A 23,361-nucleotide genomic window follows, 5' to 3' on the forward strand; every position below is an offset into this window, starting at 1 on the left:
CTCCCTGTGGTGGATTCCTGCCTGGCCACTATGGTGAGTCATCCGCGCCGCCGGGTGACCAGGCGTTGCAGGATGATGAAGGCGAACAGCAGCGCGCCGATGACGATCTTCGTCCACCAGGAACTCAGATCCGCCTGGAAGGCGATGATCGTCTGGATGAGACCGAGCACGCCCACCCCGAGCACCGTACCCAGCAGGTACCCCGATCCGCCGGTCAGCAGCGTGCCGCCGATCACCACCGCGGCGATCGCGTCGAGTTCCATTCCCTGGGCGTGCAGGCTGTAGCCGGAGAGCATGTAGAAGCTGAGCAGCACGCCGCCGAGCGCCGCGCAGAACCCGCTGATGGTGTAGACGGCGATCCGGGTACGCCCGACCGGCAGGCCCATCAGCAACGCCGACTGGGGGTTGCCGCCGATGGCGTACACCTTGCGACCGAACGGCGTATACGCCAGCACGAAGGCGGCGATCAGTACGACGACGAGCGCGATGACCACGCTGATCGAGATGAAGTAGCCGTCGCCGAAGCGGATCCGGTGTTGCGCCGCCGCGGTCCAGAACACGTCGGTGATCGGGATCGAGTCGCTGGTGATCAGGTGGCAGAGTCCACGGGCGAAGAACATCCCGGCGAGGGTCACGATGAACGGCTGGATGTCGAAGAAGTGGATGATCAGACCCATCAGCAGGCCGAGCGTGGTGCCGACGAGCAGGACCAGCGGCAGCACCACACCGGCCGGCCAGCCCGCACGCAGCAGTACGGCGGCGCAGACGGTGGTCAGGGCGACCACCGCGCCGACCGACAGGTCGATGCCGCCGGTGAGGATCACGAAGGTCATCCCGACCGCGACGACCAGCAGGAAGGCGTTGTCGACGAAGACGTTCAGCAGGATCTGCGGCTGCGCGAACCCGGTGTAGTTGAGCGCGCCGAGGCCGTACATGGTGGCGAGCAGGGTGAGCGTGGCGAGCACCGGCAGGTGCCGTTGCTGCGGCAGGTACCGCCGAGGGCGGACGGTCGGCGTCGGCGCGGTGGCCGTCGCCTGCCGGGGGTCGCTGACGTCGATCATGCCCGTACCTCCGCCTCTGCCGGCGCCGCCGGGCCGGTCTGCTGGGGCAGCCCGCCACCGGCGCCGTCCGGTCGCTTCCCGGGCGGCGCCCCGGGCGGGCGGGCGGGGCCGCCCCGGCGGGTGATCCCGGCCAGTCGGGCGCGGAACGCCGACGACTGGGCCAGGCACAGCACGATGACCACGACCGCCTTGAACAGCAGGTTCGCCTGGCTGGGGATGCCGATGGTGTAGATGGTGATGTCCAGCGCCTTGATGATCACCGCGCCGAGGACGCTGCCGGCGAGGGAGAACCGGCCACCGGTGAGCGCGGTACCGCCGATGACGACGGCGAGGATCGCGTCGAGTTCGATCAGGTTGCCGGCGTTGTTGCCGTCGGCGCTGGAGACGTTGGAGCTGAAGATGAGCCCGGCGATGCCGGCGCACAGTCCGGCGAAGACGTACGCCAGGATGACGAGTTGCCGGGCGCGGATGCCGGCCAGCCGGCTGGCGGTCGGGTTGCCGCCGACCGACTCGACCAGCATGCCGAGCGCGCTGCGCCGGATCAGCAGCGCCGCTGCGGTGACCACCGCGACGACGATGAGCACCGACACCGGCAGGGTGAACGCGTAGCCGGCACCGATCACCTTGTACGGTGCCGAGTTGACGTTGATGATCTGCCCGTCGGTGATCAACTGGGCCAGCCCTCGGCCGGCCACCATCAGGATCAGCGTGGCGATGATCGGCTGGATGCCGATCGCGGCGACCAGGGTGCCGTTCCAGAGGCCGAGCAGCACCGACAGCCCGAGCGCCAGGGCGACGGCGAACAGTACGCCGGTAACGCTGTTCTGGTCGGCCAGACCACTGATGTGCAGGCAGGCGAGCGCGCCGGAGATGGCCATCACCGAGCCGACGGACAGGTCGATGCCGCCGGTGGCGATGACCACGGTCATCCCGACGGCGACCAGGACCAGTGGGGTGCTGGCCCGCAGGATGTCGATCAGCGACCCGTACAGATGTCCGTCACGAACCGTGACGGAAAAGAAGCTCGGAGTGAAGAACAGGTTGCTGACCAGCAGCACCACCAGGATCAGCACCGGCCAGAACAGCCGCTGCCGGACCAGGCCGGTCAGTCGTCGGTGCGTGTCGCTCATGCTGCCGCCTCCCCGGCGATGGTCCGCATGATCCGGTCCACGTCGACGCCCGCACCGTTGGCGAGCTGGTCGATCATCTGCCGGTCCCGCAGTACCGCGATCTTGTGGCTGAGCCGGAGGACCTCCTCCAGCTCGGCGCTGATGAACAGCACCGCCATGCCGCCGCCGGCCAGCTCGACCACCAGGCGCTGGATCTCCGCCTTGGCGCCGACGTCGATCCCCCGGGTCGGTTCGTCGACGATGAGCAGCTTGGGCTCGGTGATCAGCCACCGGGCCAGCAGCACCTTCTGCTGGTTGCCGCCGGACAGGTTACGGATCGGCAGCTCCGGGTCGGCCGGGCGGATCTGCAGCGCGGCGATGTACTTGGCGACCAGCTCGTCCTGGCGGCGACGCGGGATCGGTCGGGCCCACCCCCGGGCGGCCTGCATGGCGAGGACCAGATTCTCCCGTACGGTCAGGTCCTCGACCACGCCCTCGGCCCGGCGGTTCTCCGAGCAGAACGCGATGCCGTTGGCCATCCCGGTCCGCGGGCCGCGCAGCGCGATCGGTCTGCCGGCGATGCTCAGCCGACCCCGCTCCGCACGGTCGGCGCCGAACAGCAGCCGGGCCGCCTCGGTACGCCCCGATCCGAGCAGCCCGGCGAAGCCGACCACCTCGCCGGCGTGGATGGTCAGGTCGAACGGGGCGACCGCCCCGGACCGGCCGAGTCCGGTGGCCTCCAGCACCGGCTGACCGCCCTCCAGGGTGGCCAGGTCCGGCTTGGACTCACCGTCGAGCTGCTCCAGCACGCTGAGGTCCTTGCCGATCATCTTGGCCACCAGCTCCAGCTGGCTCAGCTGCGCGACCGGCCACTCACCGATCAACCGGCCGTTGCGCAGCACGGTCATTCGGTCGGCGATCTCGTAGACCTGGTCGAGGAAGTGCGAGACGAACAGGATCGCCACCCCGGAATCCTTGAGCTGGCGGATCACCGCGAACAGCTGTTCCACCTCGGAGGCGTCCAGGCTGGAGGTCGGCTCGTCGAGGATGAGCACCTTGGCCGAGATGTCCACCGCGCGGGCGATGGCGACCATCTGCTGTACGGCGAGCGAGTGGCTGGCCAGCGGCGCCGTCACGTCGATGTCGAGGTGCAGCCGGTGCAGCAGCTCGGCCGAGCGGCGCCGCATCGTGGCCCACCTGATCGCGCCGAACCGACGGGGCTCCCGCCCGATGAAGATGTTCTCCGCCACCGACAGGTTGGGGCAGAGGTTCACCTCCTGGTAGACGGTGCTGACGCCGGCCTGCTGGGCCTGCAGCGGACCGGCGAACCGGACCTGCCGGCCGGCGAGCCGGATCTCGCCGCGGTCGATCCCGTAGACCCCGGTGAGAACCTTGATCAGAGTAGACTTGCCGGCGCCGTTCTCGCCCATCAGGGCGTGCACCTCGCCGGGGAACATCCGGAAATCGACGTCGTCGAGCGCGACGACGCCGGGGAAGGTCTTGCCGATCCCGGTCATCTCCAGGATCGGCGCCGCGTCGGTCATCCGTACCTCTCACTGCTGTCGCTGCGGTCGGCCACCGCCGGCCCGGTCGGCGCCTGCGAGGGCCGACCGGGCCGGCGGCCGGCGCCTGCCCCGTCGTCCCGCCCGGCGCGGTGGCCGGGCGGGACGACGGATCGGCTCAGTACTCCCGGGTGGGCAGCGCTTCCTCGGCCTGCTCCTGGGTGAAGGTGGTCTCCTCGGTGACCACCCGCTTGGGCACCGACTCGCCGGCGTGCACCTGCTCGACCAACTCCATCAGCTGTGGCCCGAGCAGCGGGCTGCACTCCGCGATAAAGTTGATCTTGCCGTCGGCGAGCGCCTGCATGCCGTCGCGGACCGCGTCGATCGTGATGATCGTGATGTCCTGGCCGGGCACCAGACCGGCGGCCTCGATCGCCTCGATCGCGCCGAGACCCATGTCGTCGTTGTGCGCGAAGAGCACGTCGATGTCGTCGTGGGCCTGGAGGAAGGCCTCCATGACCTCCTTACCCTTGGCCCGGGTGAACTCACCGGTCTGCGACGCGATGATCTCGAACTTCGGGTCGACGGCGATCGCCTCACCGAAGCCCTGCTTGCGGTCGTTGGCCGGAGCCGAGCCGGTGGTGCCCTGCAGCTCGACGATCCGCACCGGGCCGGGCTCGTCGGCGAACTCCTCGGCCAGCCACTCCCCGGAGAGCCGACCCTCGAGGACGAAGTCGGAGCCGATGAAGGTCTCGTACAGCGTCTCGTCCTGCGAGTCCACTGCCCGGTCGGTCAGGATCACCGGGATCTCGGCATCCTTGGCCTCCTTGAGCACCGTGTCCCACCCGGACTCCACGACCGGGGAGAAGGCGATCACGTCGACCCGCTGGGCGATGAAGTTGCGGATCGCCTTGATCTGGTTCTCCTGCTTCTGCTGGGCGTCGGCGAACTTCAGCTCGATCCCGGCCTCGGCCGCGGACTCCTGGACCGACTTGGTGTTCGCCGTACGCCAGCCACTTTCGGCGCCGACCTGGGAGAAGCCGAGGACGATCTGGTCGTCACCGCCGCCACCCCCCTCCGCGCCCGAGTCACCACAGGCGGCGGTGGTCGCCACCATCATCGCCGCGATCATGACGGCGGAAAAACGTCTGAACACTGCCTACCTCCCGCTGAGGCTGATGTCGTCCGCCGGTTGGCCGGACGACCGGCGGTCGAAACGGTCCACGGATGCGGTGGACCGACTGTTAGCGTTAACTTTGCGATTCGGCCAAACACCCGGCGTACGCCAAGCTTCCGACCCACCGACACCCTTCCCAGGTGGCCCAACTGGTCGGGATGCCATCGACAGCCGAGGCTCAACCGCCGCGTTTCAGGAGTGTTACCGTTCTCATCGAGCACGTCAAGGGGGTGGATCGCGGCCGTTACCGCTCTGTTGCGACAACTTTCCTCGGCACCACCGAGTGGGGCGGGACGATCAGATGAGCGATAACATCGACAACGGTCGCAGACCAGGGTATCCGGTCGGGTCTCCGTAGTAGGGCAACCGCTGCCGGATCGGCGGAACCAGGTTCTCCCCTCGGCTCGCCGCCAGCCCATGGCGGCTCCCGGTGGGTGACCGCTAACCTCGCTGTTGACGGAGCTGGCACGGGCACCGGAAGACAGCCCGGCCCACCCGGCCGGTCCAGTTCCGCGGCCCTGGCACCACGCCGGGTCTGAAGATCATCGGCAGTGCCGGCACGTCCCGGCCGGACTTGAGGTGGGCAGCGGTGAGCAGCAGAAGCGTCCGGGAACCAGCGATGACGGATGTGGCCAGGCTGGCCGGGGTGAGCCACCAGACGGTGTCCCGGGTTCTCAACGGTCACCCCAACGTGCGCGAACAGACCCGGCTACGGGTCCGAGCCGCCATCGCCGAGCTGGGCTACCGGCCGAACCGCGCGGCCCGCGCCCTGGTCACCGGCAAGTCACAGGTGATCGGAGTGGTGGCACAGAACTCGACGCTCTACGGCCCAGCGTCCCTGCTCGCCGCGTTCGAGCAGGCCGCCGGGGCCGCCGGGTTCGCGGTCAACGTGGGCAGCGTCCGCAGTCTGGATCGGCAGTCCATCGCTGGCGTCGTCGACCGCCACCTCGACCAGCGGGTCGCCGGCCTGGTAGTGCTCGCACCGGTGGTCTCCGCCGGCGAGGCCGTGCAACAGGTGCCGGCCGGAGTGCCACTGGTCACCATCGACGGTGACCCGCAGCACAACACCGCGCTGGTCACCGTCGACCAGGCGGCCGGGGCCCGGGCCGCCACCCGGTGCCTGCTGGACGCGGGTCACCCGACCGTCTGGCACGTCTCCGGTCCGGGCGACTGGTTCGACAGCGCCGGGCGGATCCACGGCTGGGAGCAGACCCTGCGGGACGCCGGCGCCGAGGTCCCGCCACTGGTGCCGGCCGACTGGAGCGCGGCGTCCGGCTACCGCGCCGGGCAGATGTTGGCCCGGATGCGCGACGTCACCGCCATCTTCGCCGCCAACGACCACCTCGCGCTGGGCATCCTGCGGGCCCTGAGCGAGCGGGGCCGGCGGGTGCCGGACGAGGTCAGCATCGTCGGCTTCGACGACGTGCCGGAGGCCGCCTACTTCACCCCACCGCTGACCACCGTACGGCCGGACTTCGACGCGGTGGCCAAGGCGAGTCTGGCGCTGCTGCTGCGGCAGATCGAGTCGGGCGCGCGCAGCGACGAGCGGCACACCATCGAGCCGACCCTGGTGCACCGGCGCAGCGTCGCCGCGCCCAGCTGAACCGGCCCGCCAGCAGAGCCGACGGCGCTCCACATCCAGCCCTTGAGCTGTGGAAACGTCCCGCAACGGAGGCGTCGGGGCGACGCCGGCGCGGGCGGTCGGATGTTTCGCATCGGTTTCCCAAGGATCGCGTAGGGGCTCTTGACAGCGAACTTGTGAGCGATAACACTGCGACTCACAGTGCCACCGATAGTTTGCAGCAACCCGACAGCGTGACGGGGCCGCATGGCCACCGGCCGCCCGCCGTGCCCGGTGCACCGCCCAGCGGTCCGGCACCTCATCGCCCACGGCACCACAACCTCCCGCCTGCGGCGCCACCGCCCGCAGCCCATCCCAGAGAGGGAGACGTCCGTGCAACTGCGCACGAGCACCATAATCCAACGGCTGGCCACGATCGGCGTAGCCGCTGCCCTGGCGACCAGCCTGGCCGCCTGCGGCTCCAGCGAGAAGACCATCAACCAGGAGACCGGCGACGGCGACAACACGGGGGCCCTGGTCGGTGTCACCATGCCCACCCGGTCCTCCGAACGCTGGATCAGCGACGGCGACAACGTCAAGGCCGCGCTGGAGGAGCTGGGTTACGAGGTCGACCTGCAGTACGCGGAGAACGACATCCCGACCCAGGTCAACCAGATTGAGAACCAGATCACCCGGGGCGCCCGGCTGCTGATCGTCGCCTCGATCGACGGCACGGCGCTGACCACCCAGCTGCAGCAGGCCGCCGACCAGGGCATCCCGGTCATCGCCTACGACCGACTCATCCGCAACAGCCCGAACGTGGACTACTACGCCACCTTCGACAACTTCAAGGTTGGCGTACAGCAGGCCACGTCCTTGCTGGTCGGACTCGGCATGCTCAACGCGGACGGCTCCGCCGGCGAGGCCGACGGCCCGTTCAACATCGAGCTGTTCGCCGGATCGCCGGACGACAACAACGCCACCTTCTTCTTCGACGGCGCGATGTCGGTGCTGCAGCCGCACATCGACTCGGGCAAGCTGGTGATCCGCAGCGGCCAGACCGACTTCGACACCGTCGCGATCCTGCGTTGGGACCCGGAGACCGCACAGCGGCGGATGGAGGACCTGCTCACCCGCACCTACCAGGGCGGCGTCACGGTCGACGGGGTGCTCTCGCCGTACGACGGGCTCTCCATCGGCATCCTGTCCGCGCTCAAGAGCAGCGGATACGGCACCGCCGGCCAGCCCTACCCGGTGGTGACCGGGCAGGACGCCGAGGAGGTCTCGGTCAAGTCGATCCTGGCCGACGAGCAGTACTCGACGATCTTCAAGGACACCCGCGAGCTGGCCAAGAAGACCGTCGAGATGGCGCACGCCGTCCTCAGCGGCGACGAGCCGGAGGTCAACAACACCACCGACTACGACAACGGGGAGAAGGTCGTCCCGTCCTACCTGCTCGAGCCGGTGATCATCGACAAGAGCAACTACGAAGTGCTGATCGACAGCGGCTACTACTCGGCCGAGCAGCTGGGCTGAGTCCACGATCATGCCGACCGACGCCATCCTGCAGATGCGGGGCATCACCAAGACGTTCCCCGGCGTGCGTGCCCTGCACGACGTCAACCTGACCGTACGCCGGGGCGAGATCCACGCCATCTGCGGCGAGAACGGCGCCGGCAAGTCGACCCTGATGAAGGTGCTCTCCGGCGTCTACCCGCACGGGTCGTACGCCGGAGAGACCAGCTTCGACGGCCGGCCGGCCCGGTTCGCCGGGATCCGGGACAGCGAGCACCGGGGCATCGTGATCATCCACCAGGAGCTGGCGCTCTGCCCGCAGCTGACGATCGCCGAGAACATCTTCCTCGGCAACGAACAGACCCGCCGTGGGCTCATCGACTGGAACCACACCAACCACCAGGCGGCCGAGCTGCTGCGCCGGGTCGGGTTGACGGAGAATCCGACCACCCTGGTCGCCGAAATCGGGGTGGGCAAGCAGCAGTTGGTCGAGATCGCCAAAGCGCTGTCCAAGCAGGTGAAGCTGCTGATCCTGGACGAGCCCACCGCCGCGCTCAACGACGAGGACTCCGCGCACCTGCTCGACCTGCTCCGCGGGCTGCGGGACACCGGCATCACCTGTGTGATCATCTCGCACAAGCTCAACGAGATCCTCGCCATCGCCGACACGATCAGCATCCTGCGCGACGGCGAACTGATCGAGACGCTCGACCCGGCGAACGACGAGGTCACCGAGGACCGGCTGATCGCCGGCATGGTGGGCCGGTCGATGGAGCACCGGTTCCCGCCGCGCACCCCGAAAATCGGCGCCGAGGCGCTGCGGATCGAGGAGTGGACGGTGCGCTCCCCGGACGGCGACCGGGTGGTCGTCGCCGACGCCAACCTCACCCTGCACCGTGGGGAGGTCGTCGGGCTGGCCGGGCTGATGGGAGCCGGTCGGACCGAGCTCGCGATGAGCGTCTTCGGTCGGGCGTACGGCCGGGACATCAGCGGCCGGGTCTACAAGGACGGCCGGCAGATCCAGCTGCGCTCGGTCCGCGAGGCGATCGACCACGGCATCGCGTACGCCACGGAGGACCGCAAGCGGTACGGACTCAACCTGATCGAGGACATCCAGCGCAACGTGTCGGCGGCCGGGCTGACCCGGCTGGCCCGCCGTGGCTGGGTCAACGAGGGCGCCGAGCACCGGACGGCGCAGGGGTTCCGCCGCAGCATGAACATCAAGGCGCCGAGCGTGGCGAGCATCGTCGGCAAGCTCAGCGGCGGCAACCAGCAGAAGGTCGTGCTGTCCAAGTGGATCTTCACTGAGCCGGACGTGCTGATCCTGGACGAGCCGACCCGGGGCATCGACGTCGGCGCCAAGTACGAGATCTACTCGATCATCAACCAGATCGCCGACAACGGTACGGCGGTCCTGGTCATCTCCTCTGAACTGCCCGAACTGATCGGGCTGTGCGACCGGATCTACACGTTGTCGGCCGGCAGGATCACCTGCGAGGTGCGGCGGGCCGACGCCACCCAGGAGCGACTCATGCAGCACATGGTGCAGGGACAGGAGCAGGGATCGGGGGCCGACCGGTGAGCGTCGCCCGGATCAACGTCCGCGAGAGCGGCATCTACATCGCGTTCGGGCTGATCGTCGTGCTGTTCGCGGTGCTGACCGACGGGGCACTGCTGCAGCCGCAGAACCTGTCCAACATCATCGTGCAGAACTCGTACGTGCTGATCCTGGCGATCGGCATGATCCTGGTCATCATCGCCGGGCATATCGACCTGTCGGTCGGCTCGGTGGTCGGCGCGACCGGGGCGATCGCCGCCGTACTGATGGTCGAGCACGACCTGCCCTGGCCGCTGGCCCTGCTGATCACCCTGATCGCCGGTGCCGCGATCGGCGCCTGGCAGGGCTTCTGGATCGCGTACTTCGGCATCCCGGCGTTCATTGTCACCCTGGCCGGGATGCTGCTGTTCCGGGCGCTCACCCTGAGTGTGCTCGGCAACCAGGGCATCGGGCCGTTCCCGGATCCGGTGCGTACCCTCGCCAACGGCTTCACCGAGGGCTATCTGGGCAACATCGGGTTGGGCCCGCTCGGCGGCGCCGATCTGGTCAGCCTGCTGGTCGGTCTGGTCGCGGTCGGCGGTATCGCGGTCAGCCAGTGGCGGGCCCGGGTCGCCCGGCTCGGCTACGACCAGGCGGTGGAGCCGATGCCGGTCTTCCTGTTCAAGATCGTCGGCGCCTCGGCGGCGGTGCTGTTCGTGATCGTGCAGTTGGCCCGGTTCAAGAACCTGCCGTGGGTGCTGGTGCTGCTGGCGGCCCTGGTGCTCGGCTACTCGCTGCTGACCAAGCGGTCGGTGTTCGGTCGGCAGATCTACGCGGTCGGCGGCAACCTGCAGGCCGCGGTGCTGTCCGGGGTCAAGGTCAAGTCCGTCGTGTTCTGGATCTTCGTGAACATGGGGGTGCTCTCCGCGCTGGCCGGGATCATCTTCGCCGGCCGGCTCAACCTGGCCGGACCGACCGCCGGCAACACCTTCGAGCTGGACGCGATCGCCGCCGCGTTCATCGGCGGGGCGGCCGTGCAGGGCGGGGTCGGCAAGGTGGTCGGCGCGGTCACCGGCGGTCTGATCATGGGCGTGATCAACAACGGGATGTCGCTGATCGGCGCCCCCAGTGAGAACGTCATGCTGGTCAAGGGTGCGGTGCTGCTGGCCGCGGTCGCCTTCGATGTGTGGAGCAAGCGCCGCGCCGGCGTCGCCTCCCGCTGACCCCGCCGATCCACCCGGACCGCCTGGGCTGTCCACCGGGATGCGGCGCAGCTCACCATCGACCCCACCGGTCCGACACCCGCAGCCCGCACCGCTAACCTCCTGATGCTCGGCGACAGCCCGGAGCCGCCGGCGATCCCGGCGGCGGTGACCATCACGGCCAGCCACGGACGTCGTACCGCGAACCGTAGGCAACCACGCCTACCGCGGCCTGCCCTGCTCCCACACGACGGGGGCGGGGCAGGCCCATGTCGTCCTAGCGCACCAGCTTGGCTTCACCTGACGATCTGGCCCCGTCCGCCGCCAGGGCTGGGCTGCCAGGGCCAGGGCACGTCCCGGTAGGCGGCCTCGATGAGCAGCGACTCCAGGTCGCGCAGGTACGGCTCGATCGTTTCCGGTGCCAGGAACCGGGTGTCGACCGTGTAGGTGAGGCCGAGCGCATCCGGCTCGTCCACCACGTGCAGCAGGCGGTGCCAGGAGGCGGCGTCCAGGCCGTCGGTCCGGGAGAAGCGACTGTCGTCGGCGGCCGCCCGCAACTGCTGCTCGGCTACCGGCGGCACGTCGTCCACCACGTCCCCGCCGGGCAGCCGGACGTCGTTAAAATAGTAGTGCGGCAGGAATGCGGTGGTGTAGTCGTAGCCGAGCTCCTCGAACGTCGTCCGCATCGCGACGGCGTCGTAGTAGGCGTGCAAGTATCCGTCCAGCGCGACCCGATAGATCCGTGGTAGCAGCTCAAAGAAACCCGGGCGATCGGCGATGTCCAGCACGCAGAAGCCGATTTGACCGAGATTGGCGATCGCATTGACGTACTCGGGCCGGAAGCGGTTGTGCGACATGTTGAACAGTCCGCAGACCTGACGCCCGGTCGCTCCGGCGGACAGGGCGGTGGTAGCGGCGAGCAGCACCGTCGAGAAACTCACCCGATGCCGGGCGGCGACCATCCGGGCGGCGGTGGCGGCGGCCGACGAGACCAGTGTGCCCCGGTGCAGCCGTGGGGTGGCCGGCGGCGCCGGCTCGTCGAGCGAGACGTCGGCCAGCCGGCGGTACTGCCGGAGCCAGTACGCCACGGTACGGCCCGAGTGCCGCTGGTCCGGCCCGTGCTGGCGGCGGGCCACGTCCACCGACTGCAGCCCGGCCGGGGTGCCCAGGTCGCCCCGGAGCAGGATCAGCCGCAGGTCACGCAGCACCACCTCGACCGCGTACGCGTCCACGGTCGAGTGGCTGAAAACCAGCACCAGCTGGCGTACCACGCCGTCGACCCGCACCACGGCGAACCGCACCGGCCACTCCCGACCGTGGTCGAAGGCGATATCACCCAGCCGGCGGGTGAGCTCGGCGGCCGCCACGGCGCCGTCGCCGGTGCCCGCAACCACCAGGACCGGGACCTGCCCGGCCGCCGCGGTCTCCTGCCGCGACGTGCCGTCCGCCGTCCGGCATACCCGGGTACGCAGCCCGCCGTGCCGGCCGACTAGCACGCCGATTGCCCGCACCACGCTGGACAGGTCGGCCGGGGCCCGACGCGGCACCGCCAGCACCCGACGCAGGTTGAGGAACAGGTGCTGGGTCCTCGACAGGGCGGCGGCCCGCCACATGACCTGCTGCGCCCAGGTCATGTGGGCCACCTCAGTCCGGCCACCGTGGAACTCCGCGTGGACCAACTCGTCCATGGCCCACTCGGCGGGCACGACGGCATCGACGAATCGCATTCCCGACGGTACGACGGCACGACATGCATCGAATCGATCATTCGTCCGTACCACAGTGCACTAAAAGTTGATTCCGCTGTGCCGACGACGGGGGTCAGGCTGATGGCTCACGTAGACGAATCAAAGGCAATCCGGGTGACGAATCTCGACGTACCAGCGCAGGATGTCCCGATCCAATCACAAGTGATTCAGCACCGAAAAGGGGAAAGTCCGGCACTGTCGTTCGGTCAGGAGCGGATCTGGTTCACCGAACAGCTGACGCCGGGTACCGCCGGCTACGTCGTGCACAGCACGGTACGGATGGGTGGACCGCTCGATGCCGACCTGCTGCGTGCCGCAGTGGATACCGCCGCGGCCCGCCACGACAGCCTGCGGATGCGGTTCACCGAGAACCTCGACGGCGAGCCGCAGGTCGAGGTGGTACCGCAGGTCACCGTACCGTTCACGGTGCTCGACGCCGACAACGAGGCACACGCCCGGGAGCTGGTCGACGCCGCCGTGCGGACCCCGTTCGACCTGGCCGTCGCACCGCTGCTGCGGGTGCTCCTGGTCCGGCTCGGCGATGACGACCAGGTGCTGCATGTGGGGATGCACCACATCGTCAGCGACGGCTGGTCGCTGAACCTGCTGCTGGCCGAGGTCGCCGCCCTCTACGGCGCGCTCACCGACGGTCTGCCGGTGCCGCCGGCACCGGCCATCGACTACGCCGACTACGCCGCCTGGCAGCGGGTACGCGGTGACGGGCCGGCCGTTCAGCGGGAGCTCACCTACTGGACCGGGGCGCTCGCCGGAGTGCCGCCGCTGCAGCTGCCGACCGACCGGCCCCGACCCGCCGTGCAGTCGTACGCCGGCGACGTGCACCGGTTCGGCTTCGACGCCGAGCTCACCGCGGCGCTGCGCCGGCTGAGCCGGGCCCACCGCAGCACCCTCTACATGACGCTGCTCACCGGCTGGCAGGCGACGTTGTTCCGGTACAGCGGGCAGCGGGACTTCGCCGTCGGATCACCGGTCGCCGGCCGGGTGGTGCCGGAGGTGGAGAACCTCGTCGGGCTGTTCGTCAACACGGTGGCGATCCGGGCCGACCTGTCCCGGGCACCGGCCAACGGCGCCGGCGGTGGCGGTGCCGGCGATCGCGGTGGTGCCAGCAGTGCCGGCGACGGCGGTGAGCCGGGCTTCGGTGAGCTGCTGCGCCGTACCCGGGGGCGGGTGCTACGGGCGCTGAGCCACCAGGAGGTCCCGTTCGAACGTCTGGTCAAGGAGCTCAACGTCGCCCGCGACGTCAGTCGGGCGCCGGTGTTCCAGGTGCTGTTCACCCTGCAGAACTACTCGCGGGCGCGGAGCAGCTGGCCGCGCGGGATCACCACCGGGGCGTTCGGCAGCGACACGGCGGCGGCCCGGTTCGACCTGTCGCTCTACGTCAGCGAGACCGGCGACGGGCTGCGGGCCATGCTGGTCTACAACACCGACCTGTTCGACGCCGCCACCGTGGCACGGCTCACCGGGCACTACCGGGCGTTGCTGCGCGCCGCGGTGGCCGACCCGGACCGGCCGGTGGTGGATCTGCCGCTGCTCGACGACGCACAGCAGCGGCAACTGACCGCGTTCAGCACCGGCCCGGTGCCCGGCACCGACCGGCCACGACCGGCCACTGCCGGGGCGGTCAACCTCGGCGACCTGGTCACCCGGCACGCCACGGCCACCCCGCAGGCACCCGCCGTGGTCCACGGCGACGACCTGATCAGCTACGCCGAGCTGGACCGACGCGCCAACCAGCTGGCCCACCAGCTGCGGGAGCAGGGTGTCGCGCCGGGCCACCTGGTCGGCGTCTGCCTGGACCAGTCGGTGCAGTTGGCGGTCGCGCTGCTCGCCGTACTGCGGGCCGGCGGGGCCTACCTGCCGCTCGATCCCGAGCAGCCACCCGCCCGGCTGCGGCTGATGCTCGCCGACGCCGCCCCGACGGTGGTGTTGACCAGCAGCGCGATCCGCGCCGAGCTGGGCGGCGACGCCGCCCAGGCGGCCCTCGCCGGGGCGACCTGCCTGGACCGGATCGCCCCGGTCGTCGCAAAGCAGCCGACCGGGCCGCCGGCAGGGGCGGCGGGCGGCGACGACCTGGCCTACGTCATCTACACGTCCGGCTCGACCGGCGTGCCCAAGGGGGTCGCGGTCGCCCACCGGCAGGTACTGAACTATCTGGACGGGGTCGCCGAGCGGTTCGACGTCGTGCCGGCCGGCCGGTACGCGCTGCTGCAGTCGCTGTCGTTCGACTTCAGCGTCACCGTGTTCTACCTGGCGTTGGCGACCGGCGGTTGCGTGCATCTGGTGCCGAGGCGATGCACCGGCGAGGAGCTCGCCGACGCGCTGCGCACCGGACGGATCGACTACCTGAAGATGACGCCGTCGCATCTGCGGGCGCTGGCCGCCGAGGTTGACACGGCGCGGCTGCTGCCCCGGCGGGCGCTGATCCTGGGCGGGGAGGCGGCCGACCTGGACTGGGCGGCGGACCTGGCCGGGCACGGCGTACCAGTGTTCAACCATTATGGACCGACTGAGGCCACCGTCGGGGTGACCACCTACCGGGTGTCGGCGCACGAGCGGGGGCCGGGCAGCGTGCCGATCGGCCGCCCACTGCCGTACGCCCGGGTGCACGTGCTCGACGCCCGGCTGCGGCCGGTGCCGGTCGGCGTACCGGGTGAGGTGTACCTGGGCGGCGACCGGCTGGCCCGCGGCTACCTGAACCGGCCCGGGCTGACCGGGCAGCGGTTCGTCCCGGACCCGTTCGGTCCGCCCGGCTCCCGGCTGTACCGCACCGGTGACCTCGGCGCGTGGCGTGCCGACGGCGAACTGCTCTTCCTGGGCCGCACCGACCACCAGGTCAAGATCCGCGGCTACCGGGTGGAGCTGGGTGAGGTGGAGGCGGCGCTGCGCGAGATTCCCGGGGTACGGCAGGCCGCCGTACTGCTGCGTGACGACCGGTTGGTCGGCTACCTGGAACGCGCCCCGCAGGACCCGGCACCGGAGACGGCGCACGGGCCGGAGCCGGCCGAGCTGCGCCGGCTGCTCGCCGACCGATTGCCGGACCACATGATCCCCAGTCGGTACTGCTGGCTGGACCGGCTGCCGCTGCAGGAGCACGGCAAGATCGACCGCAGGGCGCTGCCGGAACCGGGCGACGATCAACCCGCCCGCGAGTACGTCGAGCCGACCGGTCCGGTGCAGACGCTGATCGCCGCCGTCTGGCAGGCGGTGCTGCAGGTGCCCCGGGTCGGCGCCGACGACGACTTCTTCGAGCTGGGCGGGCATTCGCTGCTGGCCACCCAGGTGGTCGCCCGGCTGCGCCGGGAACTGCCGACGGTCCGCGTCGGCGACGGCGCGCCTCCGGCTGTCAGCGTGATGGACCTGTTCCGGCACCGCACCGTACGCGAACTCGCCGCCCTGCTGACCGACGGTGACACCGAGCGGGGTCGGCTGCTGCATGAGCTGACCGCACCGACCTCCGCCGCCGAGCGGGTCGCCACCCTGGTCTGTGTCCCGTACGGCGGCGGCAGCGCGGTGGTCTACCAGCCACTCGCCGACGCGCTGCCGGCCGGCTGGCGGCTGCTGTCGGTGGCGATGCCCGGGCACGACATCGGGCTGGCCGACGAGCCGGCACCGATCGACGAAGTCGCCGAAGGCGTGGTCGCGGAGATCCTGGACCGGGTCGACGGACCGCTGATCCTCTACGGCCACTGTGGGCCCGGCGGGGCGCTCGCCGTAGAGGTGGCCCGCCGGCTGGAACAGGCCGGGCGGGAGTTGACCGCGGTCTACCTCGGTGCGATCTTCCCGTTCGGCCGGCCGACCGGCGGGCTGCTCGGTCCGCTGCTGCGGCTGCGGTTGGTGGAGCGGGTCCGCAGCGACCGGATCTACCGCACCTGGTTGCAGGCGCAGGGCACGTCGATCGGTTCCCTCGACCCGGAAGAGGCGGCGTTCCTGATCCGGGCGATGCGTCACGACGCCCGGGTCAGCGAGGACTACTTCACCGCGCTGATGCGCGACCAGGTGACCCCGCTGCGCGCCCCGGTGATCTCGGTCGTCGGGGAACGCGACCGGGGCACCGACTTCCATGAGGAACGTTTCCAGGAGTGGCACTTCCTGTCCGACCGCACCGCGCTGGCGGTGATCGACGAGGCAGGGCACTACTTCCTCAAGTACCGGGCCGGCGAGTTGGCGGAGATCGTCACCGGCGTCCACCTCCGGCTCGCCGTACCGGCCGAACCAGACGTGCCACCCACCGACGATGCGGGGGTGGAAGACCCAGCGTGGCGGCTGCACGCGGTCTCCGACCGAGGCCCGGCCGCCAATCCGCCGGGGGCCCGGTCCGGACCGTCGGCACCGGACCGGGCGGCGACCGGACCGGACCGGGCAGGTGGGCCACAGCCCAGCCTGCGCCGGTTCGGTCTGGTCGCGGCCGGCCAGATCGTCACCACCACCGGCACCGCGTTGACCAACTTCGCCGTACCACTGTGGATCTATCTGGAGACCGGTTCGCTGGCCCGGTTCGCCCTGTTCTCGATCGTCAGCCTGCTTCCCGGGCTGCTGATCGCCCCACTGGCCGGGGCGTTGATCGACCGGACGAGTCGCCGCCGGGTGCTACTGGCCGCCAGCGTCGCCGCTGGCGGCGCCAAGGCGGTGATGGCCGGGCTGCTGATCGCCGACCGGGCCGAGATCTGGCACTTCTACCTGCTCGTCGGCTGGCTGTCGGTGGCGTTGGCGTTCCAACGGCTGTCGTTCGTGTCGGCGGTGCCGCAGCTGGTGCCGAAACGCTTCCTCGGCCACGCCAACGGCCTTACCCAGACCGCAGTCGGGTTGACCCAGTTCATGGTGCCGCTGCTGGCGGTCGCGCTGCTGGAGGCGGTCGGACTGCGCGGCATCATGATCATTGACGTGGTGGCGTACGTTTTCGCCGTCACGGTGCTGATCGCGATCCGGTTCCCCCGCACGCTGGCGCTGCAGCGGCGAGAGAGCCTGGGGCAGGAGATTCTCAACGGACTGCGCTACTCGCTGCGCCGCCGGGAGTTCCGCGGCATGCTCGCCTTCTTCGCCGCCCTCAACCTGTTCCTGTTCCCGGTGCTGTTCCTGCTCTCCCCGCTGGTGCTGGGCTTCGCTGAGCTGGCCGAGGTGGCCCGGATCGCGCTCACCGGCGGGGTCGGCGCGGCCGTCGGCGGGCTGGTGATGCTGGTCTGGGGCGGCCCACGCCGCTACCGGATGCGGGCCGTGCTGATCGGCACGCTGGGCATCGCGGTGGCCTGCGCGGTGACCGGGCTACGCCCCAGCCTGCTGGTGATCGGTGCCGGGGCGTTCGGCATGTACTGCGCGCTCGGCCTGGTCAACGGCATCTACAACACGATCATCCAGATCAAGGTGCCGCCCCGGTTCCACGGTCGGGTTTTCGCGCTCAACCAGATGGTCGCCTGGTCGACGATGCCACTCGGCTGGGGGGTGATCGCCCCGCTGGCCACCAGCCTGATGGAGCCGCTGCTGATGCCGGACGGGGCGCTGGCCGGCACGGTCGGGCTGGTGATCGGGGTCGGTCCGGGCCGGGGCATCGCCCTGCTCTACATCGCCTTCGGCGTCTGCATCGCGCTGACCGCGATCGTCTCCATGCGTACCCGGGTGCTGTCCCGGTTCGACGACGAGGTGCCGGACGCCCCGCCGGACGACCTGGTCGGCATCGAGACCCGGCAGGCCCGGGTGGCGGCGTCCCCCGGCGGTGGACAGCGAGCCCAGCAACCGGCGTCCCCCGGCGGTGGCCGATGAGCCCAGCTACCGGTGTCCCCCGGCGGCCGGCCGCCGCGCCGGCCGCTCGGACCGTACCCGAACTGCTCGACTGGCGCTGCGCCCTGCACCCCGACCGGGTCGCCATTGAGGTCCACGGCGTGGGCCAGCTCACCTTCGCCGACTGGCGGGTCGGGTCGCTGGCGGTGGCCGCCGCGCTGCGACGGGCCGGGGTGACCCCCGGTGACCGGATCGCGCTGGTGTTCGCGGCGCGGGAGTGGACCGGCTACGCCGTGGCGTACTGCGCGGTGTTGCGGGCCGGTGCGGTCGCGGTGCCGCTGTCCGACCGTCTCGCCCCGGCCCAACTGGAGTACGCGGTGCGGCACTGCGCCGCCCGGCTGGTGCTGCACGGCCCGCTGACCGCTCCGGCCGGACCGGCGCCGGCCGTACCCGCCGGGGTCGCGCCACTGGCGCTCGCCGACCTGGTCGCCGACGGCACCGACGCGCCCGCTCCCCCGCCATGCCCCGGTGACCTGGCTCAGATCCTCTACACCTCGGGCACCACGGGCCGACCCAAGGGCGTCGGCGCCAGTCACGCCAACCTCGTGGCCGGGGCGCCGAACCACCCGCGCCGGCTGGCCCTGGCCCACTCGGAACGCTTCCTGCACGCCTTCCCGATCGGCACCAACGCCGGGCAGACCATGCTGTTCAACGCGTTGACCGCGAAGCCGGCCGCGCTGACCCTGCCCCGGTTCACCCCGGCGCGGTTCGCCCGCCTGGTGACCGCGCCCGGCACCGGCACCGTCTTCCTGGTCCCGTCGATGGCGATCGAACTGCTCGACTCCGGTGCCCTGCGGGCGCGGGACACCTCCGGCGTGATGCTGATCGGGTCGACGGCGGCGGCGCTCGCACCGGCGGTCGCCACCCGGCTGGCCGCGACGTTCCCGGCCGCGACGATCGTCAACTACTACTCGTCGACCGAGGCCGCCCCCGCCCAGACCGTGATGGTCTTCGACCCGGCACGACGGGCCGCCGTGGGCCGGCCGGCCGAGGGTCAGCTGATGATCGCCGACGAACAGGGCCGGCCGCTGCCGCCGGGCAGTGTCGGCGAGGTCTGGCTGCGCTGCCCGCATCCGCGCTCGTACTACCGCGACGGCCCGGCCACCGAGGCGACCTTCCGTCAGGGCTGGGTCCGGATGGGTGACCTCGGCCGGCTGGACGCCGACGGCTACCTGTACCTCGCCGACCGGCACCAGGACATGATCAAGTCCGGTGCCTTCAAGATCTCCTCACTGGAGGTGGAGGCCGCGCTGCACGAGCATCCCGCCGTCGGCGAGGCGGCCGCGGTCGCCGTCCCGCACCCCGTGCTCGGGTCGGCTGTCGGGGCGGTGCTGGTACCCCGCGCCGGGCATGCACCGCACGAACTCGCCCTGCCCGCGGTGCGTGCCTTCCTGTCCGACCGGCTCGCCGACTACCAACTGCCGGCCCGGGTGCTGGTCGTCGAGGCGCTGCCCCGCAACGAGGCCGGCAAGGTCCTCAAACGGGCGCTGGCCGCGCTGTTCGACCCGCCGGGCTGACCGGCTCCGACCCGGCCGCACCGTCCGACATCGACAAGACAACAGCAGTACCAGGAGGATCCCGTGGGCACCGCCGAAGCGACGTACGCACAGCACGCCGTCTGGTTCACCGAACAGGCCGGGGTGGCGGGTACGGCGTACCACATGGCCCTCGGCGTGTGGTTCGCCGCCGGCCTGGACCAGGCAGCGCTGGCCACGGCGTGCGCCGCCGTCGTCGACCGGCACCCGGTCCTGGCCACCCGGGTCGACGACAGCGACGGCGTACCGCGACTCGCCCCGGCCGCCGACCGCCCGACGCTGCAGCATCAGGCGCTGCAGCGGCTGACGCCGTCGGCCGGTGGCGCGGACGCCGACCGGCTGATCGCGGCGGAGATCGCCCGCCGCCACGACCTGCGCACCGGTCCGCTGGCCAGGTTCAGCCTGATCCCCGCCGCCGACGGTGACCGGCACCTGCTGCTGATCACCGCCCACCACCTGGTCTTCGACGGCACGTCCAAGGACGTGCTGGTCCGGGACCTGGCGGCGGCATACGGTGCCGCCCGCGCCGGTCGCCCGGTCGAACTGCCGGCGGCACCGACCGACGGGTACGCGGCACGGGCCGGCACCGAACGGGACCGGGTCGCGGCCGAGTCGGCGGCGGCCGCAGAACACTGGGCCACCCGCTGGTCCGGCCCGGGTGGGCTGGTGCTGCCCGGTCTCACCCGGGTGCCGACCGGCGCCGAACCCGGCGACGCCGTACCGGTGGTCCTGGCGCCGGGTCTGGTCGCCGGGCTCGACCAGGCCCGGCGCAAGCTCGGGATCACCCGGTTCGAGCTGCTGCTGGCCGCGGTGCACGCGCTGCTGCACAGGTACGGCAACCAGCAGGTCCCGGTCGGCGTCGGGGTGTCGACCCGTACCGCCGACGACGCCGACGAGATCGGCCTGTTCGTCAACGAACTGCCGGTCACCGTCCCGGTGCCCGACGACGCGGGTTTCCGTGACCTCGCGCACGCCGTCCGGGACGAGACACGGGCGCTGAACCGGTTCCGGGCCGTCCCGCTGGCGCACGTTGCCACCGGGCTGCGGCCGGCGCCCGCGCTCACCCCGGTGTCGATCGGCTACCGCCGCCGCGCGCCGGGACCTGTGTTCGACGCGGTGCCGACCACCGTCGACTGGGCGATGTTCAGCGGCGCGGCCCGCGACGCGCTGCACATCCAGGTCGTCGACGGGCCGGCACCGGACAGCGACCAGGAGCACCTGGAGATCAACCTGCAGTTCAGCCCGACGGCCGTTCCCACCGCCGCCGTCGCCCGGGTCGGCGACCATTTGCGGACCCTGCTGGCCGCCGTGGCCACCGACCCGGAACAGCCGATCGCCGACCTTCCGGTGCTGCCTCCCGCCGAGTCCGAGCTGGTCTGCCGTGGCTGGAACGCCACCGGCCGTGACTACCCGGCCGACACGACCGTGCCGCTGCTGTTCGCGGCGGCGGTACGGCGGACACCGGACGCCGTCGCGGTCGTCGACGGTGGGCGTACGCTGAGCTACGCCGATCTCGACGCGGCCAGCGCTCGGCTGGCCGGGCTGCTGCGGGCCCGTGGCGTCGGGGCGGGATCGCTGGTCGCCGTGCTGCTGGACCGCTCCTGGCAGGCGGTCGTCGCGCTGCTCGCGGTGCTGCGCAGTCGGGCCGCGTACCTGCCCGTCGACCCCAACTATCCGCCGGCCCGGCAGGCGATGATCCTCGACGACGCCGCGCCGGCGCTGGTACTGACCACCAGCGGTACGGCGGCCGCCCTGCCGGCCGGGCCACCGGTGCTCGCCCTCGACCAGCTCGATCTGACGACTGCTGACCCAGAAACCGGTGCCCCAGGGGCCGCTGACCCGTGGACCGCGGACCTGCCCGACCCGGACGAGCTGGCGTACGTGCTCTATACCTCGGGTTCCACCGGGCGGCCCAAGGGGGTACGTGTCCCGCACGGCGCGCTGGCCAACCTCCTGCTCGGCATGCGGGACATGTTCGACAGTGGGCCGGCTGACCGGTGGCTCAACCTGACCTCGCCGTCGTTCGACATCTCGGGGGTCGAGGTCTACCTGCCGCTGACCACCGGTGGTCAGGTGGTGGTGGCCTCCGGGGTCAGCGCGCTCGACGGCGCCGGGGTGCTGCGGCTGATGCGCGAGACCGGGGTGACACATGTGCAGGCGACTCCGTCGGGTTGGCGGGTCCTGCTGGAGGCCGGGCTCGACGACCAGGTGGTGGCGGTCACCGGCGGCGAGGCGCTGGCGGTCCCGCTGGCCCGCCAGTTGCGCTCACGGGTGGCCCGGCTGGTCAACGGGTACGGCCCGACCGAGGCGACGATCTACGCGACGATGGCGGAGATCCCGCCGCAGCCGGACGAGGTCACCATCGGCCGGCCGGTGCCGAACACCACCGCGTACCTGCTGGACGCAGAGCGGCGGCCGGTGCCGATCGGAGTGCCCGGCGAGCTGTACCTGGGCGGGCGGGGCGTCGCCGACGGCTACCTGAACCGCCCCGAGCTGACCGCCGAGCGGTTCGTCCCCGACCCGTACGCTACCGACGCCGGCCGTCGTCTGTACCGCACCGGCGACCTGTGTCGCTGGCTGCCCGACGGCCGGCTGGAATTCCTCGGCCGGGCCGACGACCAGGTGAAGATCCGCGGCCACCGGGTGGAGCTGGGTGAGATCACCGGCCGGCTGCTGGAGCATCCGGCTCTCGCCGAGGCCGCCGTACTGCTGAACGGTACGGACGAGGCGTCGCCGCGGCTCGTGGCCTACCTGGCGCCCCGCGGTGCCGCGCCGACCGTCGCCGAGCTGCGCCGGCACCTGACCGAAACGCTGCCCACGGCGATGGTGCCCACCGACTGGGTGCTGCTCGACCGGCTACCGGTGAGCCCGAACGGAAAACTGGACCGGGCCGCGCTGCCGGCACCGACGACCGGCGGTACGGACCCGGTCGGCGCCCCAGACCCCGCCGAGGCGGACCCGGTCCTCGATGCGATCCGGTCGATCTGGCAGGACGTGCTGCAGATCGCCGAGATCGGCATCGACGAGGACCTTTTCGACCTGGGCGGGCACTCGTTGACGATCACCCGGATCAGTAGCCGGATCCACCGTCGGCTCGGCGTCGAGGTGCCTCTGGACGCGTTCTTCGACACGCCGACGATCGCCGAGATCGCCAACCTGGTCCGCGAGGCCGGCGGCCGGTGCTGACCGGGCGGACGACGCCGAACAAGGTGGAGACGAAGGAGGATTCGGTGGACACGACGACGCTGCGGCAGCGGGTGATGGAGCTGGTCGACGAGGCGACCGGCGGCACGGTGCCGATCGACCAGCTGACCGGCGGCGGATCGCTGATCGCGCTGGGAGTCGACTCGCTTGGCCTGCTCCGTCTGGTCGACGCCGTCGAGGCCGAGTTCGGCGTCGAGGTGGAGTTCGACGGCTCCGGCCAGCGGATGGACACTCTGGACGACCTGGTGGCCGCAATCGTCGACGCCCGCGACGAGGCGGAGCCGGACCGGGTCGCCACCACCGGGTGACGAATCGGTCATTACCCGCCAAGGCGCCGGCTTCGATGCCTGTCCGACACGGCGTCACTGTCCGTCGGTGCCGGGTGAGCCGGTCGCTCGACTAGACGAGTTGTTCCGAAGT

The 23,361-nt window shown here is 71.0% G+C and carries 13 protein-coding genes; 8 read left to right on the plus strand and 5 right to left on the minus strand.

What is annotated here, in order from left to right; genetic code table 11:
* Positions 1 to 38: 38 nt before the first annotated feature.
* The 4 genes from yjfF to O7610_RS14055 all read right to left on the minus strand — a co-directional run bounded on the left by yjfF (position 39) and on the right by O7610_RS14055 (position 4,804).
* Positions 39 to 1,061, minus strand: coding sequence for a galactofuranose ABC transporter, permease protein YjfF (gene yjfF / locus O7610_RS14040; protein ID WP_289213464.1), 1,023 nt, complete (start codon positions 1,059 to 1,061; stop codon positions 39 to 41).
* A complete protein-coding gene (locus O7610_RS14045) occupies positions 1,058 to 2,191 on the minus strand; it encodes an ABC transporter permease (RefSeq protein WP_289213465.1) in 1,134 nt (377 codons plus the stop codon). The genes yjfF and O7610_RS14045 overlap by 4 nt, the downstream gene beginning before the upstream one ends.
* Entirely contained in the window at positions 2,188 to 3,714 is a 1,527-nt protein-coding gene (locus O7610_RS14050; RefSeq protein ID WP_289213466.1) for a sugar ABC transporter ATP-binding protein, read from the minus strand. Before O7610_RS14050 ends, O7610_RS14045 begins: the two co-directional genes overlap by 4 nt.
* A gap of 136 nt (positions 3,715 to 3,850) precedes the next feature.
* Positions 3,851 to 4,804: an ABC transporter substrate-binding protein gene (locus O7610_RS14055; protein WP_289213624.1), complete on the minus strand. Its 954-nt coding sequence runs from the start codon at positions 4,802 to 4,804 to the stop codon at positions 3,851 to 3,853.
* Positions 4,805 to 5,468: 664 nt separating this feature from the next.
* Here O7610_RS14055 and O7610_RS14060 point away from each other — a divergent pair.
* The 4 genes from O7610_RS14060 to mmsB all read left to right on the plus strand — a co-directional run bounded on the left by O7610_RS14060 (position 5,469) and on the right by mmsB (position 10,685).
* The gene (locus tag O7610_RS14060) at positions 5,469 to 6,452 is read left to right on the plus strand and encodes a LacI family DNA-binding transcriptional regulator (RefSeq protein ID WP_281555677.1); all 984 of its coding nucleotides are present in this window, start codon (positions 5,469 to 5,471) and stop codon (positions 6,450 to 6,452) included.
* A 351-nt stretch (positions 6,453 to 6,803) separates the two neighbouring features.
* On the plus strand, positions 6,804 to 7,946 hold the full coding sequence (gene chvE, locus O7610_RS14065; RefSeq protein WP_281551187.1) for a multiple monosaccharide ABC transporter substrate-binding protein: 1,143 nt from the start codon (positions 6,804 to 6,806) through the stop codon (positions 7,944 to 7,946).
* Between the two features lie 10 nt (positions 7,947 to 7,956).
* Positions 7,957 to 9,507: a multiple monosaccharide ABC transporter ATP-binding protein gene (mmsA, locus tag O7610_RS14070; RefSeq protein ID WP_289213467.1), complete on the plus strand. Its 1,551-nt coding sequence runs from the start codon at positions 7,957 to 7,959 to the stop codon at positions 9,505 to 9,507.
* Positions 9,504 to 10,685, plus strand: coding sequence for a multiple monosaccharide ABC transporter permease (gene mmsB / locus O7610_RS14075; protein WP_278170952.1), 1,182 nt, complete (start codon positions 9,504 to 9,506; stop codon positions 10,683 to 10,685). The genes mmsA and mmsB overlap by 4 nt, the downstream gene beginning before the upstream one ends.
* A 275-nt stretch (positions 10,686 to 10,960) precedes the next feature.
* On the opposite strand, the gene O7610_RS14080 is transcribed toward mmsB, so the two are convergent.
* On the minus strand, positions 10,961 to 12,391 hold the full coding sequence (locus tag O7610_RS14080; protein WP_289213468.1) for a condensation domain-containing protein: 1,431 nt from the start codon (positions 12,389 to 12,391) through the stop codon (positions 10,961 to 10,963).
* 183 nt (positions 12,392 to 12,574) lie between these two features.
* Here O7610_RS14080 and O7610_RS14085 point away from each other — a divergent pair, with 183 nt between their 5' ends.
* The 4 genes from O7610_RS14085 (at position 12,575) to O7610_RS14100 (ending at position 23,249) form a co-directional block, all read left to right on the plus strand.
* A complete protein-coding gene (locus O7610_RS14085; RefSeq protein ID WP_289213469.1) occupies positions 12,575 to 18,184 on the plus strand; it encodes a non-ribosomal peptide synthetase/MFS transporter in 5,610 nt (1,869 codons plus the stop codon).
* On the plus strand, positions 18,181 to 19,719 hold the full coding sequence (locus O7610_RS14090; protein WP_289213470.1) for a class I adenylate-forming enzyme family protein: 1,539 nt from the start codon (positions 18,181 to 18,183) through the stop codon (positions 19,717 to 19,719). Before O7610_RS14085 ends, O7610_RS14090 begins: the two co-directional genes overlap by 4 nt.
* 63 nt (positions 19,720 to 19,782) lie before the next feature.
* Positions 19,783 to 22,923: a non-ribosomal peptide synthetase gene (locus tag O7610_RS14095; RefSeq protein ID WP_289213471.1), complete on the plus strand. Its 3,141-nt coding sequence runs from the start codon at positions 19,783 to 19,785 to the stop codon at positions 22,921 to 22,923.
* 44 nt (positions 22,924 to 22,967) lie between these two features.
* Positions 22,968 to 23,249, plus strand: coding sequence for an acyl carrier protein (locus O7610_RS14100; protein ID WP_281551206.1), 282 nt, complete (start codon positions 22,968 to 22,970; stop codon positions 23,247 to 23,249).
* Positions 23,250 to 23,361 lie beyond the last annotated feature (112 nt).

The organism is Solwaraspora sp. WMMA2065, from assembly GCF_030345075.1.
Taxonomy (GTDB): domain Bacteria; phylum Actinomycetota; class Actinomycetes; order Mycobacteriales; family Micromonosporaceae; genus Micromonospora_E.

What these genes read in the sequence shown, in the direction of transcription:
- yjfF (WP_289213464.1), bottom strand. Translation starts at nt 1,061, where the DNA reads ATGATCGACGTCAGCGACCCCCGGCAGGCGACGGCCACCGCGCCGACG.
- O7610_RS14045 (WP_289213465.1), bottom strand. Translation starts at nt 2,191, where the DNA reads ATGAGCGACACGCACCGACGACTGACCGGCCTGGTCCGGCAGCGGCTG.
- O7610_RS14050 (WP_289213466.1), bottom strand. Translation starts at nt 3,714, where the DNA reads ATGACCGACGCGGCGCCGATCCTGGAGATGACCGGGATCGGCAAGACC.
- O7610_RS14055 (WP_289213624.1), bottom strand. Translation starts at nt 4,804, where the DNA reads ATGATCGCGGCGATGATGGTGGCGACCACCGCCGCCTGTGGTGACTCG.
- O7610_RS14060 (WP_281555677.1), top strand. Translation starts at nt 5,469, where the DNA reads ATGACGGATGTGGCCAGGCTGGCCGGGGTGAGCCACCAGACGGTGTCC.
- mmsA (WP_289213467.1), top strand. Translation starts at nt 7,957, where the DNA reads ATGCCGACCGACGCCATCCTGCAGATGCGGGGCATCACCAAGACGTTC.
- O7610_RS14080 (WP_289213468.1), bottom strand. Translation starts at nt 12,391, where the DNA reads ATGCGATTCGTCGATGCCGTCGTGCCCGCCGAGTGGGCCATGGACGAG.
- O7610_RS14090 (WP_289213470.1), top strand. Translation starts at nt 18,181, where the DNA reads ATGAGCCCAGCTACCGGTGTCCCCCGGCGGCCGGCCGCCGCGCCGGCC.